General features: G+C 40.6%; 13 protein-coding genes and 1 pseudogene. 9 read left to right on the top strand and 5 right to left on the bottom strand.

The features are described 5' to 3' along the window. Positions 1–255 precede the first annotated feature (255 nt). Together IEY03_RS14680 and IEY03_RS14675 are read right to left on the bottom strand one after the other, a co-directional pair. Positions 256–1,488 carry a response regulator gene (locus tag IEY03_RS14680; RefSeq protein WP_188843033.1) on the bottom strand — a complete coding sequence of 411 codons (1,233 nt, stop codon included), beginning with the start codon at positions 1,486–1,488 and terminating at the stop codon, positions 256–258. Positions 1,489–1,504: 16 nt separating this feature from the next. Continuing rightward, complete coding sequence (locus tag IEY03_RS14675; RefSeq protein WP_188843031.1) at positions 1,505–2,626, bottom strand: beta-ketoacyl-ACP synthase III; 1,122 nt, start codon at positions 2,624–2,626, stop codon at positions 1,505–1,507. Positions 2,627–3,004: 378 nt separating this feature from the next. Between IEY03_RS14675 and cysK the strand changes: the two genes are divergently transcribed. The 3 genes and pseudogenes from cysK (at position 3,005) to IEY03_RS14660 (ending at position 6,269) form a co-directional block, all read left to right on the top strand. Beyond that, positions 3,005–3,970, top strand: coding sequence for a cysteine synthase A (cysK, locus tag IEY03_RS14670; RefSeq protein WP_188843029.1), 966 nt, complete (start codon positions 3,005–3,007; stop codon positions 3,968–3,970). A gap of 313 nt (positions 3,971–4,283) precedes the next feature. After that, complete coding sequence (locus IEY03_RS14665; RefSeq protein WP_188843027.1) at positions 4,284–5,363, top strand: methyltransferase; 1,080 nt, start codon at positions 4,284–4,286, stop codon at positions 5,361–5,363. Between the two features lie 369 nt (positions 5,364–5,732). Further along, positions 5,733–6,269: pseudogene (locus IEY03_RS14660) on the top strand (DUF924 family protein). 234 nt (positions 6,270–6,503) lie between these two features. Here IEY03_RS14660 and focA read toward each other — a convergent pair. Continuing rightward, positions 6,504–7,427 (bottom strand): formate transporter FocA, encoded by a 924-nt coding sequence (gene focA / locus IEY03_RS14655; RefSeq protein WP_188843025.1) that lies wholly within the window; start codon positions 7,425–7,427, stop codon positions 6,504–6,506. A 618-nt stretch (positions 7,428–8,045) separates the two neighbouring features. Here focA and pflB point away from each other — a divergent pair. Both pflB and pflA read left to right on the top strand, forming a co-directional pair. Next, positions 8,046–10,328 carry a formate C-acetyltransferase gene (gene pflB, locus IEY03_RS14650; protein WP_188843023.1) on the top strand — a complete coding sequence of 761 codons (2,283 nt, stop codon included), beginning with the start codon at positions 8,046–8,048 and terminating at the stop codon, positions 10,326–10,328. A gap of 87 nt (positions 10,329–10,415) precedes the next feature. After that, on the top strand, positions 10,416–11,153 hold the full coding sequence (pflA, locus tag IEY03_RS14645; protein WP_188843021.1) for a pyruvate formate lyase 1-activating protein: 738 nt from the start codon (positions 10,416–10,418) through the stop codon (positions 11,151–11,153). A gap of 43 nt (positions 11,154–11,196) precedes the next feature. Here the strand turns inward: pflA and yfbV are convergent, their stop codons facing one another. Next, complete coding sequence (yfbV, locus tag IEY03_RS14640) at positions 11,197–11,640, bottom strand: terminus macrodomain insulation protein YfbV (RefSeq protein WP_188843020.1); 444 nt, start codon at positions 11,638–11,640, stop codon at positions 11,197–11,199. 185 nt (positions 11,641–11,825) lie between these two features. Between yfbV and ackA the strand changes: the two genes are divergently transcribed. The 4 genes from ackA (at position 11,826) to IEY03_RS14620 (ending at position 17,183) form a co-directional block, all read left to right on the top strand. Continuing rightward, positions 11,826–13,028 (top strand): acetate kinase, encoded by a 1,203-nt coding sequence (gene ackA, locus IEY03_RS14635; RefSeq protein ID WP_188843147.1) that lies wholly within the window; start codon positions 11,826–11,828, stop codon positions 13,026–13,028. A 229-nt stretch (positions 13,029–13,257) separates the two neighbouring features. Beyond that, positions 13,258–15,405 (top strand): phosphate acetyltransferase, encoded by a 2,148-nt coding sequence (gene pta / locus IEY03_RS14630; protein ID WP_188843018.1) that lies wholly within the window; start codon positions 13,258–13,260, stop codon positions 15,403–15,405. Between the two features lie 423 nt (positions 15,406–15,828). Further along, the gene (locus IEY03_RS14625) at positions 15,829–16,266 is read left to right on the top strand and encodes a nuclear transport factor 2 family protein (protein WP_188843016.1); all 438 of its coding nucleotides are present in this window, start codon (positions 15,829–15,831) and stop codon (positions 16,264–16,266) included. A 692-nt stretch (positions 16,267–16,958) separates the two neighbouring features. Next, positions 16,959–17,183, top strand: a complete 225-nt coding sequence (locus IEY03_RS14620; RefSeq protein ID WP_188843014.1) for a hypothetical protein — start codon at positions 16,959–16,961, stop codon at positions 17,181–17,183. Positions 17,184–17,249: 66 nt separating this feature from the next. On the opposite strand, the gene hrpA is transcribed toward IEY03_RS14620, so the two are convergent. Further along, the gene (hrpA, locus tag IEY03_RS14615; protein WP_188843145.1) at positions 17,250–21,161 is read right to left on the bottom strand and encodes an ATP-dependent RNA helicase HrpA; all 3,912 of its coding nucleotides are present in this window, start codon (positions 21,159–21,161) and stop codon (positions 17,250–17,252) included. Positions 21,162–21,230: the final 69 nt, after the last annotated feature.

The following is a 21,230-nucleotide window of genomic DNA, read 5'->3' as shown; positions in this document are numbered from 1 at the left end:
ATAAAATTATTCTCCGCAAAATAAACAGATGAAAGTATCCTCTATATTCGAATTGAATATTAGTAACGCAATATTTGCATATAGTTGATACTGGGTTCATTGATGGCGCATTTCTGCCTATTTCCAAGCTCCATCATGGTTGTTACTGGTAAAATAGGAATTTACTTAGGTTCAATATCGATAGAACAAGCCAAAGTGATAATGTGTAATATGCTGCAAAAGCACAGCTAAAACCTAAAACCTGATGTTTATATATTAGCCTTTTGAGATCACCTGATTTCTGCCGCCTTCTTTAGCTAAATATAAATATTCATCGGCACGGTTGAGAACGCTATCAATGGATTCTTTGCTAAGTGTCGCCACACCACAACTGAATGTCATAGTGATTGGTCCTATTGAGGTATCAATCACTTTATTGGCGCATTGCTGTCTAAACTTATCCATCAAGGTATGGGTTTTCTCACCGTCTAACCCTTTAAAGGCCACAACAAACTCTTCGCCGCCGAACCTTGCTACAGTAAAATGTTGCCCAAATGCCGTTTCTAAACGTTTTGCAAACTCAATAAGCACTTGATCACCAACATCGTGACCATGAGTGTCATTCACTTTCTTGAAAAAATCGATATCAATAAGGGCCACAGAGAACACATTATTGTCTTGCTGCTCATTTTGGTGTTTTTTGAAGAAGTAGCGTCTGGTAAAAGCTTGGGTGAGATAGTCGCGATTGGCGGTTTCCCAAAGGCTACGGATCATATCAAGTGAATCTAAGGTATTGAGTACACGGCAGTGAAACTCTTCATGCACAAAGGGTTTTTGTAAGAAATCATTGGCACCATTTTTGATAAAGCGCGCTGATAAACTTTCATCGTTATCATTAGACAAACCAATAATGGCAAGGTTTTCACGGCTAAATTGCTCTCTTACTCGTAAAATGAGCTCAAAACCATCAACGTTCGGCATATTATAATCAGTGATTAATAATTGAATATCCGGCTGTTCTTTCAAAACAGTCAAGGCTTGAGCGCCGTCATGGGCTTCGATTACCTGAAATAAATGTTGTTCAAGTAACACCCGCACAAACTTACGACTCACCACTGAATCATCGGCAACCAACACTTTAACTTGTTGGTTGCGCTTTAATCGTGAAATCAGTTTAACCACATATTGATAGCTATATCGATTCTCTTTAAGCACATAATCCGCTATGCCTAATTTAAGCAGCTCTTTACGTTGTTGAGAATCAAGATTACCCGTTAATACAATACAGGTGGTGTGATATGAATTAAGCACTAGACGGACAATTTCACCATTAGGTGCATCTGGTAAATTTAAATCTGCGACGACTATAAAATATTGATTAACATCGAGTAACGTTATGGCAGCAGCCAAATCTGGGGCAATATCCACATCACAATCCAGCTCTTGTACAATTAAATGCTTAAGAACTTTAGATACCGCCTCACTGTCTTCAACTATCAATATTCGCAAATTAATCACCTAAAATTTAACATTTTTCCAAAACAATACTGCCGATGGAATAACCTGCCCCAAAAGAACAGAGCAAACCTAAATCGCCGGTTTTAAAGTCATCGCTGTATTTGTTGAACGCAATCACGGATCCCGCAGACGCCGTATTAGCAAACTCATCTAGCACTATGGGTGCTGTCATAGATTCAACATCATCACCCAATAATTTCTTAACTACAAACATATTCATATTAATATTAGCTTGATGCAACCAAAGACGTTTAAATTCTTCAGGCTTAATCTGCTCATCGGCAAATTGCTGATCTAAATGTTGATAAATCATTGGCAGCAATTCTTTAAATACTTTACGACCTTGTTGATGAAACAGTTTATCGGCAGTTGCGCTGTTTTCTGGATCACAACGGTTAACAAATCCAAAATTACTGCGAATATTGTTTGAGTAATCTGTCATACAACTGGTCGATAAAATATTAAAGGCATGTTCTGTTTGGGCTAAATCCTGTCTTTCCACAACAACCGCAGTGGCCACATCGCCGAAAATAAAGTGGCTATCTCGGTCTCTAAAGTTGCTTTGAGGTGAAGTCAATTCAGGATTAATCACTAACACGCGATTTGCGCTGCCGCCTTTAATGGCATTCATCGCACTGACGATAGCAAATGTCGCCGATGAACATGCCACGAGCATATCGTAAGCAAAACCTTTTGTGCCTAACGCTTGTTGAATTTCGATGGCGATTGCTGGGTAAGCACGTTGTGTGTATGCACAGGCAACAATGACTAAGTCGATGTCTTCGGCATTGACCTGCGCTTGTGCCAAAGCATCTTTTGCTGCAGCTATCCCCATTGATGCTTGTATTGATAGATCTTCAGAGGGTTGGTCAGCAATTAATGGCATCATGATATGAGGGTCTAATATGCCCTCTTTTACCATGACATAGCGATTTTTAATTCCTGACGCTTTTTCAATAAATTCACTCGAAGAATAAGCTAAAGGGGCTTTTTCTCCTGAATCGATTAACGCGGCATGCTGCTGATTATGTAAATCAACGTAGCTATTATAGCTTTCGACTAATTCTTGATTAGAAACAGAATAAGGAGGAACAAAAAGACCACTGCCAGAAATAACCACTTTTATCATGATGTATACCATTGTTAATGTGTTTACGTTAAATTTGAGCTGTCAACCGTCAATCAACTGTTTTTGCATCTCATATTGAATGGGATACGACAGCTAGAGAACAAGGTAAACGGTATCGAAAAACATTCATTTAACCAATTAGCGTATTTTAGTATTAACTCGACAATACTCTTACAATTAAATCCTAAATTGCACAAAGGTCAGACCATACCCGAGTCTAGATGGCACCATCTGGTTACAAAACAACCTCTGAACAACAAATTAGAATAACAGAAACATCTTTTATAACCAAAAAGAATATAGAATAACAAATATTCACTTCTAAATTCCCAATGGATGTTTATGATTAGACAATGCAAAAATAGGAGCAAACAATCCATGAGCAAAATTTTCGAAGATAATTCTTATACTTTAGGTAATACCCCACTTGTTCGTTTAAATCGTGTAAGTAACGGTAACGTGTTAGCTAAAATTGAAGCTCGTAACCCTAGCTTCAGTGTTAAGTGTCGTATTGGCGCTAACATGATTTGGGATGCGGAAAAGAAAGGCACATTAACAAAAGACATAGAGTTAGTAGAACCAACATCAGGTAATACTGGTATTGCGCTTGCTTATGTTGCTGCGGCTCGTGGTTACAAGTTAACCCTTACAATGCCAAACACGATGAGCCTTGAGCGTCGTAAACTACTAAAAGCATTGGGTGCAAACTTAGTGTTAACCGAAGGTGCTAAAGGCATGAAAGGCGCGATCGATAAAGCCGAAGAAATTCGTCAATCAGATCCGTCAAAATACCTGGTACTGGGCCAATTTAGTAACCCCGCTAACCCAGAGATCCATGAAAAAACAACCGGACCTGAAATTTGGAACGACACCGACGGTCAAGTAGATGTGTTTGTTGCAGGTGTGGGTACTGGCGGCACGATCACAGGTACAAGTCGTTTCTTAAAAGCACAGGGTAAAGAAGTTATTTCTGTTGCGGTTGAACCTGTTGATTCGCCTGTTATTGCTCAAGCCAAAGCAGGTCAACCAATTCAGCCTGGTCCACATAAAATTCAAGGTATTGGTGCTGGTTTTATTCCTGGAAACCTAGACCTTTCATTAGTTGACCGCGTTGAAGCTGTTAGCAATGAAGACGCAATTGAAATGTCACGTCGCTTGATGAAAGAAGAAGGTATCTTGGTCGGTATTTCTTCTGGTGCAGCTGTCGTAGCGGCTAACCGTATCGCAGCGCTTCCTGAGTTTGCTGGCAAAACCATTGTTGTGGTTCTACCATCAGCAGCTGAGCGTTACTTATCATCAGTGTTATTTGCTGGTGAGTTTGGTGAAAGCGAAAACGTACAATAATAATGTGGTTGATATAGCGACTAGCTTGTTATAACCAACAATTATTAAAATGGCCCGGCTTATGTCGGGCTTTTTATTAGCTTATTTTTATTGACATATTTTTTAATAAACATGTTTTAGTGTTGCTAAAATGCAGCATTTTACTCAAAGTTAAAGACAAAAAATCACTTTCATCGCAAACAAAACCTTACTTTGTCATATAGTGATGTCCAACATCATTCATCATCATAAACACGAGCTAGCTCAAAACCCAGCTTGTACATAACGGGTAAAATTCAGTAAATGCCCTAGCCTTTACTGAGTTATTTATTACATGTCTTTTTATCAATCGCCAAAAAAAATATCTGCATTTGATGCTAAATTTGAAGCACAAAAAATTGCTTTTGCCCCAGTCAGTTTTCAGGTTGCCCGTTGTCTAAATCAATTTATGTTACTTAAACAGATAGATGATGCAGGTAAAATCGGTATCACGCTCAATCAGTTAACAATGCAAAGTGAGTTGTCTGAGTATGCCATCCATGTATTACTCGATATGGGACTTAGCATGGGCCTACTGTGGTGCGCTGATGAGCATTATCGTCTCGACAAAACAGGATATTTTTTACTTCATGATGACATGGCATCAACGAATCTCAATTTTATCCATGACGTCTGCTATCAAGGGTTATTTGAGTTAGAGTCAGCCCTAAAACAGGGCAAAGCTGCAGGTTTAAAGCATTTAGGCGATTGGGATACCATCTATCCAGGGTTAAGCCAACTTCCAGAGCAAACAAAAAAAAGTTGGTTTGATTTTGATCATTATTATTCTGACCATGCATTTAACAGCCTGTTACCCATCATATTCAAATCAAAACCTGATCATATTATTGATGTGGGTGGTAATACCGGGAAATGGGCATTTGCATGTACCGCCTATGATGCCAACGTCAATGTCACCATTATGGATTTACCCGGCCAACTTGCCGTCGCCAAGCAAAATGCGCAGAAAAACAATGTAGCAGAGCGAGTGCATTGTTTTGAAACCAATTTACTCGACCATCAACAGCCCTTTTACCAAGGCGGAGATCTGTATTGGATGAGTCAGTTTTTAGACTGTTTTTCAAAAACTGAGATAGCCCAGATATTAGCGCGAACTGTTGCGGCCATGAATCCCCACAGCGAACTCTGCATACTAGAAACCTATTGGGATAGGCAGCCTAATGAAGCTGGCGCTTATTGCATTAATGCGACATCACTTTATTTTACCGCAATAGCCAATGGCAACAGCCGCATGTACCACAGTAAAGACATGTTGAAATTGATTTATGATGCGGGTTTATATATTGATGAAGACATAGATAACATAGGCTTAGGCCATACCTTGTTTAGGTGTAAAGTAAAGGCTATAGACTAAAATTATCAGCTCAAGGGAATATAGTTTTGACTAACTTTCAACTCAGTTAGCACTGTTAAGGGCTGTTTGATACGCTTTTCCCCGTAACAAGGACTCATAATCAATATTAAGTGCTACTGTCATCTATTCAGGTGCTTTTTTGGAAACATATAAACCAACAAAACCAGCCTGTTGAATATTAATGCCACACAGTAATCAAAATTAGAGACGGTGCAAAACACGACTCGACAAAGAATCAGATGTTCAAACAAACCATTTGATTTAATATATTATTCAATAATAAAGGTATCTAAACACCAGACGGTTTGTAGTAAGTGCTAAAAGCTGCAAAACTTAACAGTGGAAGTTTTGCTAACAATGGGCACTGAAATGCATAAGCAAATCATAGATTTTTGGTTTAAAGAGCTTGAGCCTAAGCAATGATGGCAAAAAGATGCGGCATTTGACTCAATGATTCAAATTCGTTTTGGCGAATGCCACAATCAAGCTAAAGCGAGTGAGTTGTTTCATTGGCGTGAAACAGCATTGGGTTGCCTTGCTGAAATCATCGTTCTTGATCAATTTTCACGGAATATTTATCGTGATAAACCAGCTTCATTTGTATGTGATCCAATGGCCTTAGCACTTGCTCAATCTGCTATTTCAAAAGGTTTCGATAATCAATTATCAGCAGTTGAGCGTATTTTCCTTTATATGCCATTTATGCACAGTGAGTCTAAGTTAATACACATTGAAGCTGTCCGACTGTTTAAGTCTGTGGGCATACAAAACAACCTAGACTTTGAATATAAGCATAAAGAGATTATTGATAAATTTGGTCGTTATCCGCATCGAAATACCATTCTTGGGCGTCATTCAACCATAGATGAGATTGAGTTTCTTAAGCAACCAAACTCGGGGTTTTGAACCATGAACAATATATCTCATCAATATAACCCGAAGGTAACTGCGATGTTTTAAAGGGACTTAGGATGAACTCAAATGAGTATAAAAAGCTTGTTGTGTAAAGGCCAAAGCTGAAGGTAAACATGTCGCTAAACAAACGCTATCAACTCCGCAGTAATAAGAAGGCTAGCTAAACCTTAATGGTACTTGCTAGCCTGCTTTATTAGATTCAATATTGATGTTGCAGCTAAGGCACTAATCAGCTTCTGTTTTCGCCGTAGTTTTTATGATGCTTGTTGCGTTGAAAGTTGAAAAACTGCCGTTTTCAACTAACCAGTAACCTAAACCAATTGCTACAGCCCCGCCAACAATATTACCTAACGTCACCGGAATTAAGTTATTAAAAATGGCGTTAGCTAAGTTAACGTCGCTAAATTGGTCTCGGCTAATTTCTAACGCCATAAAAAAGCTGTCTGGGGCAAAGTTTTGTACTGCAACACCAAAAGGCAGCATAAATAGGTTTGCAATGCAGTGTTCAAAACCTGCAGCAACAAACATGGCAACAGGTAATATCACAAGAAAACATTTAGTTAATAGATCTTTTGTGGCAAATGTCATCCAAATACCCAAACACACCAACACATTACATAAAATACCTAAGACAAATGCTTGCAACCAAGTGTGATGTAACTTGTGCTGGGCAATATTCAATGCCGTTAATCCCCATTGGCCGTCGGCTAATTCAAATAACCGTCCTAGCATAATAAGCAACACCATAAGTAATGCACCTACCATGTTACCAAGGTAAACCCTTGTCCAGCATTGTAACTGTTGTCTCATAGTGATCCGCTTATTCACCCAAGCTACACTGGTTAACACTGTGCTGGTGAATAATTCACCGCCAGCAGCAATCACCAGCATTAAGCCTAAACTAAAGGCAATACCACCAATAAAGCGCGTCATCCCCCAGCCAGCATCACTTCCAGTGGTAACAGAGATATAAAACACAAAAGCAATGGCTATAAACGCCCCTGAAAATATCGCGAGCGTAAACGATTGCCATGATGATTTTTGGACTTTTTTCATTCCATAATCGTCGGCAATCGACAATGATGTTTCAGCTTTAATGGCGGCTTGTTGATTGGCCACCAAAGTGGTTTGGCTATTTTCAGATTTCATTAATCACTCTCGATGACAACATTATTCGCTTGAGCACGCGGACCACCATTAATAAGCCATATTTGCTTATCACTTTTACCTAAGAGTAATCTAAAAAAAATTACACGGTAATTTGGTAAGACCAATTTAGAATTAACTTTTTGATAACATGTCGTGCCTATCAAAACTGCTTAAATACACTTTCAGACACAGACCATCGCACATACAATAAGCAACAGGTTAATTAATTCCTGCTAAAGGCGCGAATTATAGTGTCAAAACTGTTAGCTGGCTAACAGTTTTGACTAAATACTTTATAAAATTCCGGTCAATTAATGGCAATGTCAAAAGGCTGTGATATTATACAAGGGTAAATTGGTCTTACCAATATTACATAAGGCAAATTTGGAACTATCCTTTTAGCGTCTGTGTCGATAGAGACTTATCCATTGCAACCACAATTGATGGATTTGACGTTATAAAGAAGACAAGACTAATCAGGTGGTTTTGTTATCAATAGCATTAAAAACCTGAACAGAATTTACAGCCTGGTTAGCTAAGCGAGTGTGACTGATGTTAAAGCCGCAGTAATGCCAAGCAGACTGACATACCGATCCATTAAGTTTAAAGGTAATAAGCATGACTGATCTTACAACGGTGTTTGCAAATGCATGGAATAACTTTGTCGCAGGTGACTGGAAAACTGAAGTCAATGTGCGTGATTTTATTCAAAAGAACTACACCCCTTACAAAGGCGATGAGTCATTTCTAGCGGATGCTACCGATGCCACCTTGTCACTTTGGGATAAAGTGATGGAAGGTATTAAGCAAGAAAATACCACCCACGCCCCAATCGACTTTGATACCAAAATGGTATCTACCATAACCTCTCACGATGCAGGCTATATTAACCAGTCACTTGAAACCATTGTTGGCTTACAAACTGATGCACCACTTAAACGTGCCATGTTACCCAATGGTGGCATTCGTATGGTGGAAGGTTCTTGTAAGGCTTACGATCGCGAATTAGACAGCGACGTTAACTATGTGTATTCAGAGTTACGCAAAACCCATAACCAAGGCGTATTTGATGTTTATACCCCTGAAATTATGGCTTGTCGTAAGTCTGGTGTATTAACAGGTTTACCTGATGCTTACGGCCGTGGCCGCATTATTGGTGATTACCGTCGTATTGCTTTATACGGTATCGACTACTTAATGCAAGACAAGCTTGCCCAGTTCACTTCATTACAAGCGCAAATGGAAGCTGGTGAAGATCTCAACAACGTTATCCAGCTACGTGAAGAAATTGCCGAGCAACATCGCGCACTTGCACAAATGAAAGTCATGGCAGCTAAATATGGCTGTGACATTTCAAAACCAGCAACTTCAGCCAAAGAAGCGATTCAATGGACTTATTTTGGTTACCTTGCTGCAGTAAAAAGCCAAAATGGCGCAGCAATGTCATTAGGTCGTACATCAACATTTTTAGATATCTATATTGAACGTGATATCAAAAATGATGTCATTACTGAACAACAAGCCCAAGAAATGGTTGACCATTTTGTCATGAAGCTACGTATGGTGCGCTTTTTACGTACCCCTGAATACGATGAGCTCTTCTCTGGAGACCCGATTTGGGCTACCGAATCAATCGCAGGTATGGGTGTTGATGGCCGTACGCTTGTGACTAAGTCAAGCTTCCGTTTTTTACACACGCTTTACAACATGGGCCCAAGCCCTGAGCCAAACATTACCGTGCTTTGGTCAACTCAATTACCACAGGGTTTTAAGAGTTACTGTGCAAAAGTGTCTATTGATACCAGTTCGATACAATACGAAAATGACGACCTAATGCGTCCAGATTTCCAATCTGACGACTATGCTATTGCCTGTTGTGTTAGCCCCATGATTGTTGGCAAACACATGCAGTTTTTCGGCGCTCGCGCTAACTTAGCTAAAACCATGTTATACGCTATCAATGGTGGCGTTGATGAAAAACTGAAAACACAAATTGCCCCTAAAACGGCAGCGATTACAGATCCAGTACTGGATTTTGATGATGTAATGTCTCGTTTAGATTCACAAATGGATTGGCTAGCAACCCAATATGTCACTGCGTTAAACACGATTCATTTCATGCATGACAAGTATTCTTACGAAGCTGCATTAATGGCATTACATGACCGAGATGTGCGTCGCACTATGGCGTGTGGTATTGCCGGTCTATCAATTGCTGCTGATTCACTTTCAGCAATTAAATATGCCAAAGTGAGTCCTATTCGTGACGAAAATGGCATCGCTGTCGATTTTGAAATTGAAGGCGACTATCCAAAATTTGGTAATAATGATGCACGTGTTGATGATATTGCCTGTGATTTGGTTGAGCGTTTTATGGCAAAAATTCGTGATAGAAAAATGTATCGCAATGCTGTGCCAACACAGTCGATTTTAACCATTACGTCAAACGTGGTTTACGGTAAAAAAACGGGGAACACACCTGATGGTCGTCGTTCAGGTGCACCATTTGCGCCAGGTGCTAACCCTATGCACGGCCGTGATGAAAATGGTGCGATAGCATCATTAACCTCTGTAGGTAAACTGCCATTTGAACATGCGCAAGATGGCATTTCTTATACCTTCTCCATTGTGCCAAATGCGCTAGGTAAAGAAGATACTGCACGTCGCAATAACCTAGCGGCATTGATGGATGGATACTTCACCCACAATGACCGTCAAGAAGGCGGCCAACATTTAAACGTTAACGTGATGAACCGTGACATGCTTGAGGATGCCATAGTCAATCCAGATAAGTATCCACAGCTCACCATTCGTGTATCAGGTTATGCTGTTCGCTTTAATGCGCTTACCCCAGAGCAACAACAAGATGTTATCACCAGAACCTTCACTAAAGGTTTATAAAGTCTGCTAAAATTAGCTGTATCGAATATTCGATACAGCTTTTTTCTTTGCTTAATTTATAGATATATATCATTTAAAGGGTTTGTTATGACAATGGGTCGTATTCACTCAATTGAATCTTTTGGTACCGTAGATGGTCCCGGCATTCGTTATATTGCCTTTATGCAAGGCTGTTTAATGCGTTGTCAATATTGTCACAATCGTGATACATGGGATTTAGAGGGCGGTAAAGAAGTATCTGTTGATGAGTTAATGTCTCAAATCATGACATACCGTCCATTTTTGGAATCCAGTGGCGGCGGTGTTACTGCCAGTGGTGGTGAAGCGATCTTACAAGCTGAATTTGTTGCTACACTTTTTAAAGCCTGTAAACAACAGGATATTCATACTTGTTTAGACACTAACGGCTTTGTGAGAAAGTACGACCCTGTAATCGATGAATTACTCGATAACACAGATTTAGTGTTGCTAGACATTAAGCAAATGGACGACCCAAGCCACATCATACTCACAAAAGTTAGCAATCAGCGAACATTACAATTCGCGCAATACTTGGCAAAACGTAACCAAAAAACCTGGATACGTTATGTGGTCGTCAATGGCTTCACTGATGATGTTGCATCAGCCGTTAAATTGGCTGAGTTTATTAAACCTATGTCGAACGTAGAAAAAGTAGAATTACTACCCTATCACCAACTTGGTGAACATAAATGGCTGGCTTTTGGCGAGACATCACCCTTAGTAAACGTGTCACCACCCAGTGAAGAAACCATGTTATCCATTCAACAAGTCTTTACTGAACGAGGCATAGCCGCCTGTTTTTAACTAGCCTTGTGGCAATAACACCTGAGTTTCAACTAGGTTTAGCTTATAGCTCGTCCCAGTAGTGTTTATCTAAGCGTTCAAAGGCAATATTAAGTAGTACAGCCAAGTCTAAGTAACATGCTTTGGCACCTAAAGGTTGGCAAGTGACTCCCATTTGATTGAGTTTTTGACTCAATTGATTGCTCCAATCAAATAAGGTTAACGGTAATGGGTGGCTAGCACGCCAGCCTAACCATAATAGTCCCTGAATGGGCAAACTGATGATAAGCAACGTCATCGCTAGGGTTTGAGGCAAATGCGCCCAACCCAATACATAAATTTGGCTAAATGCGACAAACAACGCAATAACAGGCATTGCCCAAAAGGCTGTTTGAGTCGCTTTTACCACTCGGTATTCCGGGAAATATAAGCCTAACTGGCGCACCATAGGCCAAGTGGACATGTATTTTTTACCGTCGCGAAGTAGCGTGACAACATTGAGTACCAAAGAGAATTACCTAACATGGTGGAACATGCTTAAACAATAGCATATTGAGTAAGTTTGTCCCAAATAAACAGCCAAAATGATATTGGCTAACACGATACCAAGGCGCTGCCAAACATGGATTAGGCTGCGCATTTTATAAAATTGTTGATTAAGCTTATAAAGGTCTAATTATGTCAGATAACCAAGTGTCAGATAATTTAGTATTAGTTTTAAACTGCGGCAGTTCATCACTCAAGTTTGCCGTTATTGGTGCCCAATCAGGACAAGAGCACATTTCAGGATTAGCAGAATGCTTTGGTCTTGAAGACTCACGTATCAAATGGAAAGCTCAAGGTCACAAAAACGAATCCAAATTAGGCGCATTTACAGCGCATCGTGAAGCGGTTGAATATATAGTTAACACGATTTTAGCTGGCCAGCCTGAATTAGCGGCGCAAATTAAAGCCATTGGTCATCGAATTGTTCATGGCGGCGAGAAATTTACTCGCTCAGTCATTATCACACCTGATGTCATTCAAGGGATTGAAGACTGTGCATCACTTGCCCCACTCCATAATCCGGCACATTTAATCGGTATTCGTGCGGCAATGGCATCGTTTCCTGCATTACCACAAGTTGCAGTATTCGATACCGCGTTTCACCAAACCATGCCTGAAAAAGCGTACGTTTATGCCCTACCATATAAACTGTATCGCGAGCATGGTATTCGTCGTTATGGCATGCATGGCACTAGCCATTTATATGTTAGCCGTGAAGCGGCTAAAGTGCTTAACAAACCGATTTCTGATACCAATGTTATCGTCGCGCACTTAGGCAATGGCGCTTCTGTTACCGCCATAAAAGGCGGTAAAAGTGTTGATACATCTATGGGCTTAACACCCCTTGAAGGTTTGGTCATGGGCACACGTTGTGGCGACTTAGACCCTTCGATTATTTTCCATTTAGTTAATCAGTTAGGCTATACCCTTACCGAAGTTAACAATTTATTGAACAAACAAAGTGGTCTGTTAGGCATTTCAGAATTAACCAATGATTGTCGTGGAATTGAAGAAGGCTATCAAGATGGCCATAAAGGCGCCACGCTGGCACTTGAGATTTTCTGTTATAGACTGGCTAAGTATATTGCTGCTTATACCGTACCTCTTTCACGTTTAGATGCGATTGTTTTCACCGGTGGCATAGGTGAAAACTCTGACATTATTCGTGCAAAAGTATTGGACTTATTAGCTATATTTAACTTCACAGTTGATGAGACTAAAAATAAAGCGGCTCGTTTTGGTCAGAATGGCATTATCACTGCAGATAACAGTCCAGTCGCTATGGTTATCCCAACCAATGAAGAATGGGTTATTGCTGAAGATGCGGTAAAGTTAATTTCAGCTAAGTAAACTCAGTTAGGGATAATAAATGCATATCAAATAGCTTTTTGCACAGGCAACTGGGTTTTTCTTTAGCTAAGAATACTCGCAATAGGCTAATTATTAACGCTTACATTGACCTTCCTTTAATGGCGAAGTTTATGTTTGAACGTTAGATAGTGAATTTGGACTCTCTCAAGGCGATTTATTTCTTAACCCGAGTTTGGGTTAAGTAAACATTAGATGATTAGAGGTTTTTATGTCTCGTAATATTATGCTGGTTCCGATTGGAATTGGTGTGGGTTTAACATCGATCAGTTTAGGTATGGTCCGTGCCCTTGAACGCAAAGGCGTTAAAGTGCAATTTTTCAAACCTATTGCGCAAATCCGTTCCGGCGATAAAGGTCCTGAGCGTTCAACGACGATTTTAAGTAAGTCACCCACGGTTAACCCACTTGAGCCATTCAATATGGAGCATGCCGAAGCGTTAATCCGTTCAGAACAAACAGATGTGTTAATGGAGCAAATCATTGCCAGAGCAGCTGAATGTGCATCTAATACTGAAACCATCGTAATTGAAGGCCTAGTGCCAACACGCAGCCATCCTTTTGCTGACGACATTAACTACGAAATTGCGAAAGCACTTGATGCTGATGTGGTATTTATTGCAACGCCTGGAAATGACACGCCAAACGGGTTAATGAATCGTTTAGAGATAGCTTATAACTCGTGGGGAGGCGTTAAAAACAAACGTGTTATTGGCGCCGTTATCAACAAAATTGGTGCCCCAACAGATGAAGAAGGACGAGCTCGTCCAGATTTATCTGAGGTCTTTGATCATAATGACCCTAAAATTGGTGATACGGCTGGTATGTTTCAACTACCAGGTAAAAGCCCACTACGTATTCTAGGCAGTGTACCATTTAACTTAGATTTAATTTCACCAAGGGCATCGGATTTAGCCAAGCATTTGAATGCCAAAATCATCAATGCCGGTGAAATGCACACCCGCCGTATGCGCCGGGTGACATTTTGCGCCCGCTCGATCCCTAATATGGTTAATCATATTAAAACCAACTCATTATTGGTGACTTCGGGTGATCGCTCTGATGTGATTGTATCGGCGTGCTTAGCTGCAATGAATGGCGTAAAAATTGGTGCATTACTACTCACCGGTGGCTATCAACCAGAACCTGAAATAATGAAACTTTGTGAGCAAGCATTTGAAACTGGCTTACCTGTTTTCTTAATTGACAGTAACACATGGCAAACCTCGCTTAATATTCAGCGATTTGATCATGAAGTGCCTGTTGACGATTCAGTGCGAGTTGAAAAAGTGCAAGAGTACGTAGCCAGTCACATAGATCAAAGCTGGATTGAAAGCGTCACTCAAGGCTCAACCCGTGAACATCGTTTATCGCCACCCGCATTCCGTTACAAGTTAACAGAGCTTGCCCGTGCTGCGCGTAAGACCATTGTGCTGCCTGAAGGTGAAGAACCTCGTACAATCAAAGCTGCGGCAATTTGTGCTGAACGTGGTATTGCCCGCTGTGTGCTATTAGGTAACAGAGAAGAGATTCTTCGTATTGCTTCTGTTCAAGATGTCGTCCTTGGTGAAGGTGTTGAGATTATCGACCCTGAAACAGCACGTGACAGATATGTCGAGCCAATGCTGGGTCTGCGTCGTCATAAAGGGTTAACCGAAGTGGTGGCTAAAGAGCAATTAGAAGACAACATGGTATTAGGTACCATGATGTTAGCTGAGGATGAAGTAGATGGTATTGTATCGGGTGCGATTAACACCACGGCGAATACTATTCGTCCGCCTTTACAGCTGATAAAAACGGCGCCAGGGTCAAGCTTAGTCTCTTCAATCTTCTTTATGTTGATGCCTGATCAAGTGCTGGTTTATGGTGACTGTGCTATTAACCCTGATCCTAACTCAGAGCAATTAGCGGATATCGCGATTCAGTCTGCCGAGTCTGCGGCGGCATTTGGTATCGAACCTCGTGTGGCAATGATCAGCTACTCTACTGGCACGTCCGGTACAGGTTCTGATGTTGATAAAGTTCGTGAAGCCACCCGTATTGCAAAAGAAAAACGTCCCGACTTAATCATTGATGGCCCACTTCAGTACGATGCGGCTGTGATGCCAAACGTGGCACAATCTAAAGCACCCAACAGCCCAGTGGCTGGGAAAGCGACAGTATTTGTATTCCCTGACTTAAACACAGGTAACACTACGTACAAAGCCGTCCAGCGAAGTGCAGATTTAATCAGTATTGGCCCAATGTTGCAGGGCATGCGTAAACCTGTAAACGATTTATCTCGCGGTGCACTCGTTGATGATATTGTTTACACCATCGCATTAACTGCCATTCAAGCGGCACAAAACGAAGCAAAATAAACCGCTTCTATGGCAATTTATTGATAAGTTAACGACACAAAAAAGCACTGCTATAATGGCAGTGCTTTTTTATTACAGAGTTTTAACTCAAAGAGGCAATTTTTAACCAAGAATTATATAGCTTAAAAAACAACAGCTTATGAAGTTTCAGTTAATTCGTTAACATACTTGTCCACAGATTCTGTGGATAACCTTTAAGACGCGCAGCATTAGCGACTTTTGAAGTAAAGGCCGTGGGTAGGTTTAGTTATCTGTACACTTTCACCATAGCAATTTTTACACTAACCTTGCTAGTGATAAATTAATTATAGATACTATTAACCATTCATTTGACTAAGTTTTATACCAAACCCACTATTTAATGAGGTTTGCGTTTAATTGCTTTGTGCCTGCAGTCATTTTTATAAGGTTATTGATATTTTTATGTACAGATTTATTCTAATTTTCAGTTTATTGGTATTATTTGGCTGCGAGAAGGTCATTGAAAAAACTGAAGCGCCGCAAACACCTGAAAGCGTCACCCTCAGCTTTTTTGAAGCCATTTATACCGACAGAGATGTCAGTAAGGCCCTGCCCTATGTTACGCCTGAAATGAGAGAAGTGTTAGAACACTATCACATAGCATCATCAGTACAACGTCATGTATTAGGCCTGTCGATGACAAATGTCACCATGAGTATCGATGAGATTGATATCGACTTTTTCCGCAAGTTTACCGATGAAGTGACTATTATTGTCAAAATGGAAGGATTAAAAGGCGGTAAACCCTGGATAGATGATCGCACTTTGCGCTTAGAGAAACGCGGTAAGAAATGGGTCATTATTGAAGTTCTACCAGAAAAAGGCCGTATCAGCGGTTAAGCATTGAAAACATCCTTCTTGATAGCCTGCTTACTAGCACTTTACAAAGCATGCAGGCTTAAACATCTTCTATTGTTCAATCTCAAATCTATCTCAGATCAATGCTCACTTTAAAATTTAAAGGTTTTAGGTAAAAAAGATAAAAAAATAGCAGCCTAGGCTGCTATTTTTAAATTTGCTTGTATTGTCTCTTGGAGCGCCAACCTAAATCCATAGGTTGTGATTCCGAGTTCAGTCGTTATTACTCTTCTTCAGAAGGTAATGACTCTAACACGTCGTCTTTTACTTGGTAGTAAGCGTTTTCGTATTCATGAACTTCCATAATCACTCCAATCTTCTTTTAAGGTCGTTGAGGGTCTAGGTATGTTTATTTTTTGACAATTTTGTCAGTAACATTTACCTATTAACAGAGAAGAGTACCAATCACGTTCTTCTTGCTAGCAAGTATATCAACCAAAGGATCTGCATTACTAGCCTAACCGTCCGATTATTACAAAAAACTTACAGAATTGAATGTTTTTATTGCTGAATAATGCCTTTTTAGACCAAATAAGTGAAAGACTTTCACACAATAGTTCGCTTTTTATACCCTCAATGCCAGAGTTTTGAGTTTCATTACTACCAATGGTTATAACAGGGCGGTTTTTTAAGACTATATTTTAAATAACCCCAACCGGTTTTAGGGAGTCACAATGAATACACTTGTTGAGTATGAAGCGAGCAAATTAGTGGATTTGTTTGGTAAAGCAGATAATTTAGCGATGCATTTGTTTATGGATAATATGAGCATGCCTGTGGATGTGCAAGACAGGCTCATTAGCGAGATATCAGCACTAAGCCAGATTAATCAACAATCTGTAGGTGAAATTATTGAACATCATGGCCAAAGCCTTATGTCTGAGCGTTTGCGTTGGTAAAATATCGCTATAAAAAACCTCAATTTGCAGCACAAATTGAGGTTTAGTCTTAATCATCAAAGTCATTTAAACTTGATTAATGTGATTTAAAATACGCTTTTCAGAAATAGGATATGCTGTGCCTAACACTTGAGCAAAGCATGAGACTCGATACTCCTCAATCATCCACCTCGCCTCTATCAAGGCATCGGGTACTGGCTGTAAACGTGGCACTTTTGCTAGCTGTGCTGCCAGTATTGCCTCAACTTTGCTAATACTGTGCATGTGCAATCTATCGCGGCTTGGATCGACAGGTAATTTATCTAAACGATTTTCTATCGCGGATAAATAACGTGCAACATCCGCTAATTTATCCCAACCACATTCCTGTACAAATCCTTTATAAACCAACTTATCAAGTTGCGTTTGTATATCACTCATTGCAAAAGCAATATCTAAACTGATTTTACCTTTTAAGCGCTTTTTGATTTGCTGGTAAATTGTCAGCACCCGTTCGACTTTCAAGGCAATTTGTTCCGCTGTGGTATTTAACTCTTGTCTCACCCAATCTTTTGCTTGCTCAAACTGTTGTTCGTTACGAATATCCAGATTTTTTTGATCAAGTAATTGTTGTACAGAGGCTTGAATAATATCATCAATCAGCAATTGAACCTGTCCGAAAGGGTTGAAGTACATTGCCTGTTTCGCTTTATTGGGTAAGGATTTTTGTAAATGCTTAACCGGTGAAGGAATATTGATGAGTAATAAACGTCTGATCCCTAACCTATGCTGTTTAGCCGCTTCAAGTTCATCATCAAACAGTTTAATTGCCACATCGACTTTATTATCAATCAGCGCAGGAAAGGCTTTTACCTCATAATTGCCTTTTCGTTGCTGATATTGCTCAGGCAAATTGCCAAATGACCATGAGGTTAAACTTTCCTGTTCAATACCTTTATCAGCCACCTGTCTAATGGCTTTAGCTACCACACCTTGTAACTGCTCTTTTAACGGTTCAATTTGTCGACCTTGTGCAACTAAACGGCCTTTATCATCTTCAATTTTAAAATTAATTAATAAATGGGCGGTTAATTGGCTAAAATCAAAATCATCTGGGCTGATACGAGTGCCGCTCATGCGAAGTAATTGCTTACATAAACTGTCAATTAAGGGTAACTCAAACGGCGTCATCGCCTGCACACACGCTTTAGCATAATCCGGTGCTGGGACAAAATTACGTCGTAAGGCTTTAGGCAGAGATTTAATTAATGCAATGACTTTCTCTTCTCTTAATCCTGGTACTAACCAGTCAAAATCTAGATCATCTATCTGATTTAATAGTGCGACAGGAATATGAATAGACACGCCATCATCGGCACTTGCCGGTTCAAAATGGTAACTGACTGTCAGCGCTAAATTGCCTTTGTGCCACACTTCTGGAAAATCTAAAGCGGAAACATGATCTGCACTGCGCTGCATCAATAGATCTTCATTGAAATCTAATAACTCAGGTTGTGCTACGCGGGCTTTTTTCCACCATTTAAAAAATAGCGGCGCGTTATAAATACCTGCAGGTATCCGAGGTTCATAAAAATCCACCAACACGTCTTCATCCACCAAAATGTCACGACGTCTTGATTTATGCTCCAGGCTTTCAATGTCTTCTAACAACTTTTGATTATTAACAAAGAACGCTTCTTTAGTTTGTAACTGACCTTCAGCAAGCGCACTTCGTATAAAGATTTCTCGGGCTTCAATCGGCTCAATTGGGCCATATTGCACCCGACGGCGGTTAACAACCGTTAAGCCATAGAGCACCTGGTTCTCAAAGGCGACCACGCTCCCCGCTTTCGCTTCAAAATGCGGTTCAACATGATTTTTCTTCATTAAATGCGTAGCTAATGGCTCTAACCATTCAGGTTGAATTTTGGCACAGCAGCGGGCGAATAACCTTGAGGTTTCAGTTAACTCTGCCGCCATAATCCACTTAGGGCCTTTTTTAGCCAAAGGTGAGCCTGGAAAGACGAAAAACTTTCGATTTCGCGCACCTAAGTACTCATTGTTAACGTCTTTAAAACCAATATGGCTCAGCAAACCCGCCAATAATGCTTTATGTAAGTTATCGTAACTTGCTGGCGTATCATTCAGGCGCCATTTTAATTCGTGAACAGCCTGTTTTAGCTGGGTATACAGATCTTGCCATTCACGCACCCTTAAATAAGCTAAGTATTCATCGCGGCACTGTTTTCTAAATTGACTGGCTGACAGTTCTCGTTTCTGATCTTTAATGTGATCCCATAATTTTACCCAGCTACTAAAATCTGAATCTTTATCAGCAAACCGGTTATGACACTCATCTGCAGCTTGTTTTTTCTCTATGGGGCGCTCGCGAGGATCTTGAATCGATAACCCTGCGGTGATCACTAGCGCCTCATGTAAACAGCCTTGTTGATTTGCTTCAAACACCATCCGAGCTAATCGAGGGTCAAGGGGGATTTTAGCTAAATTGCGCCCCAATTGAGTGAGCACTAAATCGCCTTTTTGTTTCTTTACCGCTTGTAACTCTTCCAACAGTAAAAAACCATCACGAATGTGTTTTTGCTCTGGCGGTTGAATAAACGGGAACCCTGCAATATCTCCCAAACCAATGGCCAGCATTTGCAAAATAACCGAGGCTAAATTAGTCCGCAAAATTTCCGGATCCGTAAATTCAGGGCGCTGAATAAAATCAGACTCATCATACAAGCGTATGCAAATTCCGGGGCCAACACGGCCACAACGTCCTTGACGCTGATTAGCACTGGCTTGCGAAATAGGTTCTATCGGTAAACGTTGCACTTTTGTGCGATAACTGTAGCGACTTATTCTTGCGGTTCCTGGATCAATGACATACCGAATACCTGGAACCGTTAATGACGTTTCTGCCACGTTGGTGGCCAGCACGATCCTGCGACCGATATGGCTACTGAAAACTTTAGATTGTTCACCATAAGATAACCGCGCATACAAAGGCAGAATTTCTGTATCACGATAATTCTGTTTGCGCAGCATATCTGCGGTATCTCGAATCTCACGCTCACCGTTCATAAAAATGAGAATATCGCCAGGCCCTTCGGCGATAAGCTCATCAACGGCGGCAAAAATACCATCAGTGACATCACGATCAGCATCATCATCTTGCAGCAAAGGACGATAACGCGTGTCCACTGGATAGGTACGACCGGACACTTCTATCACAGGTGCATTGTCAAAATGCTTTGAGAATCGCTCAACATCGATAGTTGCGGAAGTAATAATGACTTTTAGTTCAGGACGTTTTTTCAGTACTTGTTTCAAGTAACCTAAAATAAAGTCGATATTGAGGCTGCGCTCATGCGCTTCATCGATAATGATTGCATCGTATTGGTTTAAATATTTATCCGATGTGAGTTCAGCCAGTAAAATACCGTCGGTCATTAGCTTAATGTAACTGTTTTCGCTTATTGCATCAGCAAAACGTACTTTAAAGCCGACTACCTCACCTAGCGGACTATTCAATTCATCTGCGATACGGGTGGCAACACTGCGAGCCGCTAGACGTCTTGGTTGGGTATGACCAATAATGCCTCGGCACCCCAACCCTAAATCGAGACATATTTTAGGCAACTGAGTGGTTTTACCTGAGCCCGTTTCTCCCGCCACTATGACCACTTGATTCGTGGCTATAGCACTGGCAATTTCATCACGTTTTTGAGAAACAGGTAGGTCATCTGGATAATGAATTTTAGGGCGGTTATTCAGGCGTTGTTGTACTTTCTCAACCGATGCTATCGCTCTAGCTTCAAGATCCGCCATTTCGGCTTGCATCGCCGCTTCACTTTTGGGCGCTGAGTTGCTTTGCTTATTAAGACGGAACAAACGGCGACGAATGTAGGCCGCGTCGGTTTGCACACAACGCTGTAAGAAGGCTTTGGAGAGTGGCTTAATATCCGCGTTCAAATTTGTTTCCTTGGCTAGCATCGAAATCGAAATAGTCGATCCTAGCAAGGAAGCGGACACATTGGTATGTTTTAGCGCATCAGAATGCTG

The organism is Shewanella aestuarii (assembly GCF_014647215.1).
GTDB lineage: Bacteria > Pseudomonadota > Gammaproteobacteria > Enterobacterales > Shewanellaceae > Shewanella > Shewanella aestuarii.
Note: the sequence above shows the minus strand (reverse complement) of the source record. Positions and strands in the feature narration are given on the sequence as shown.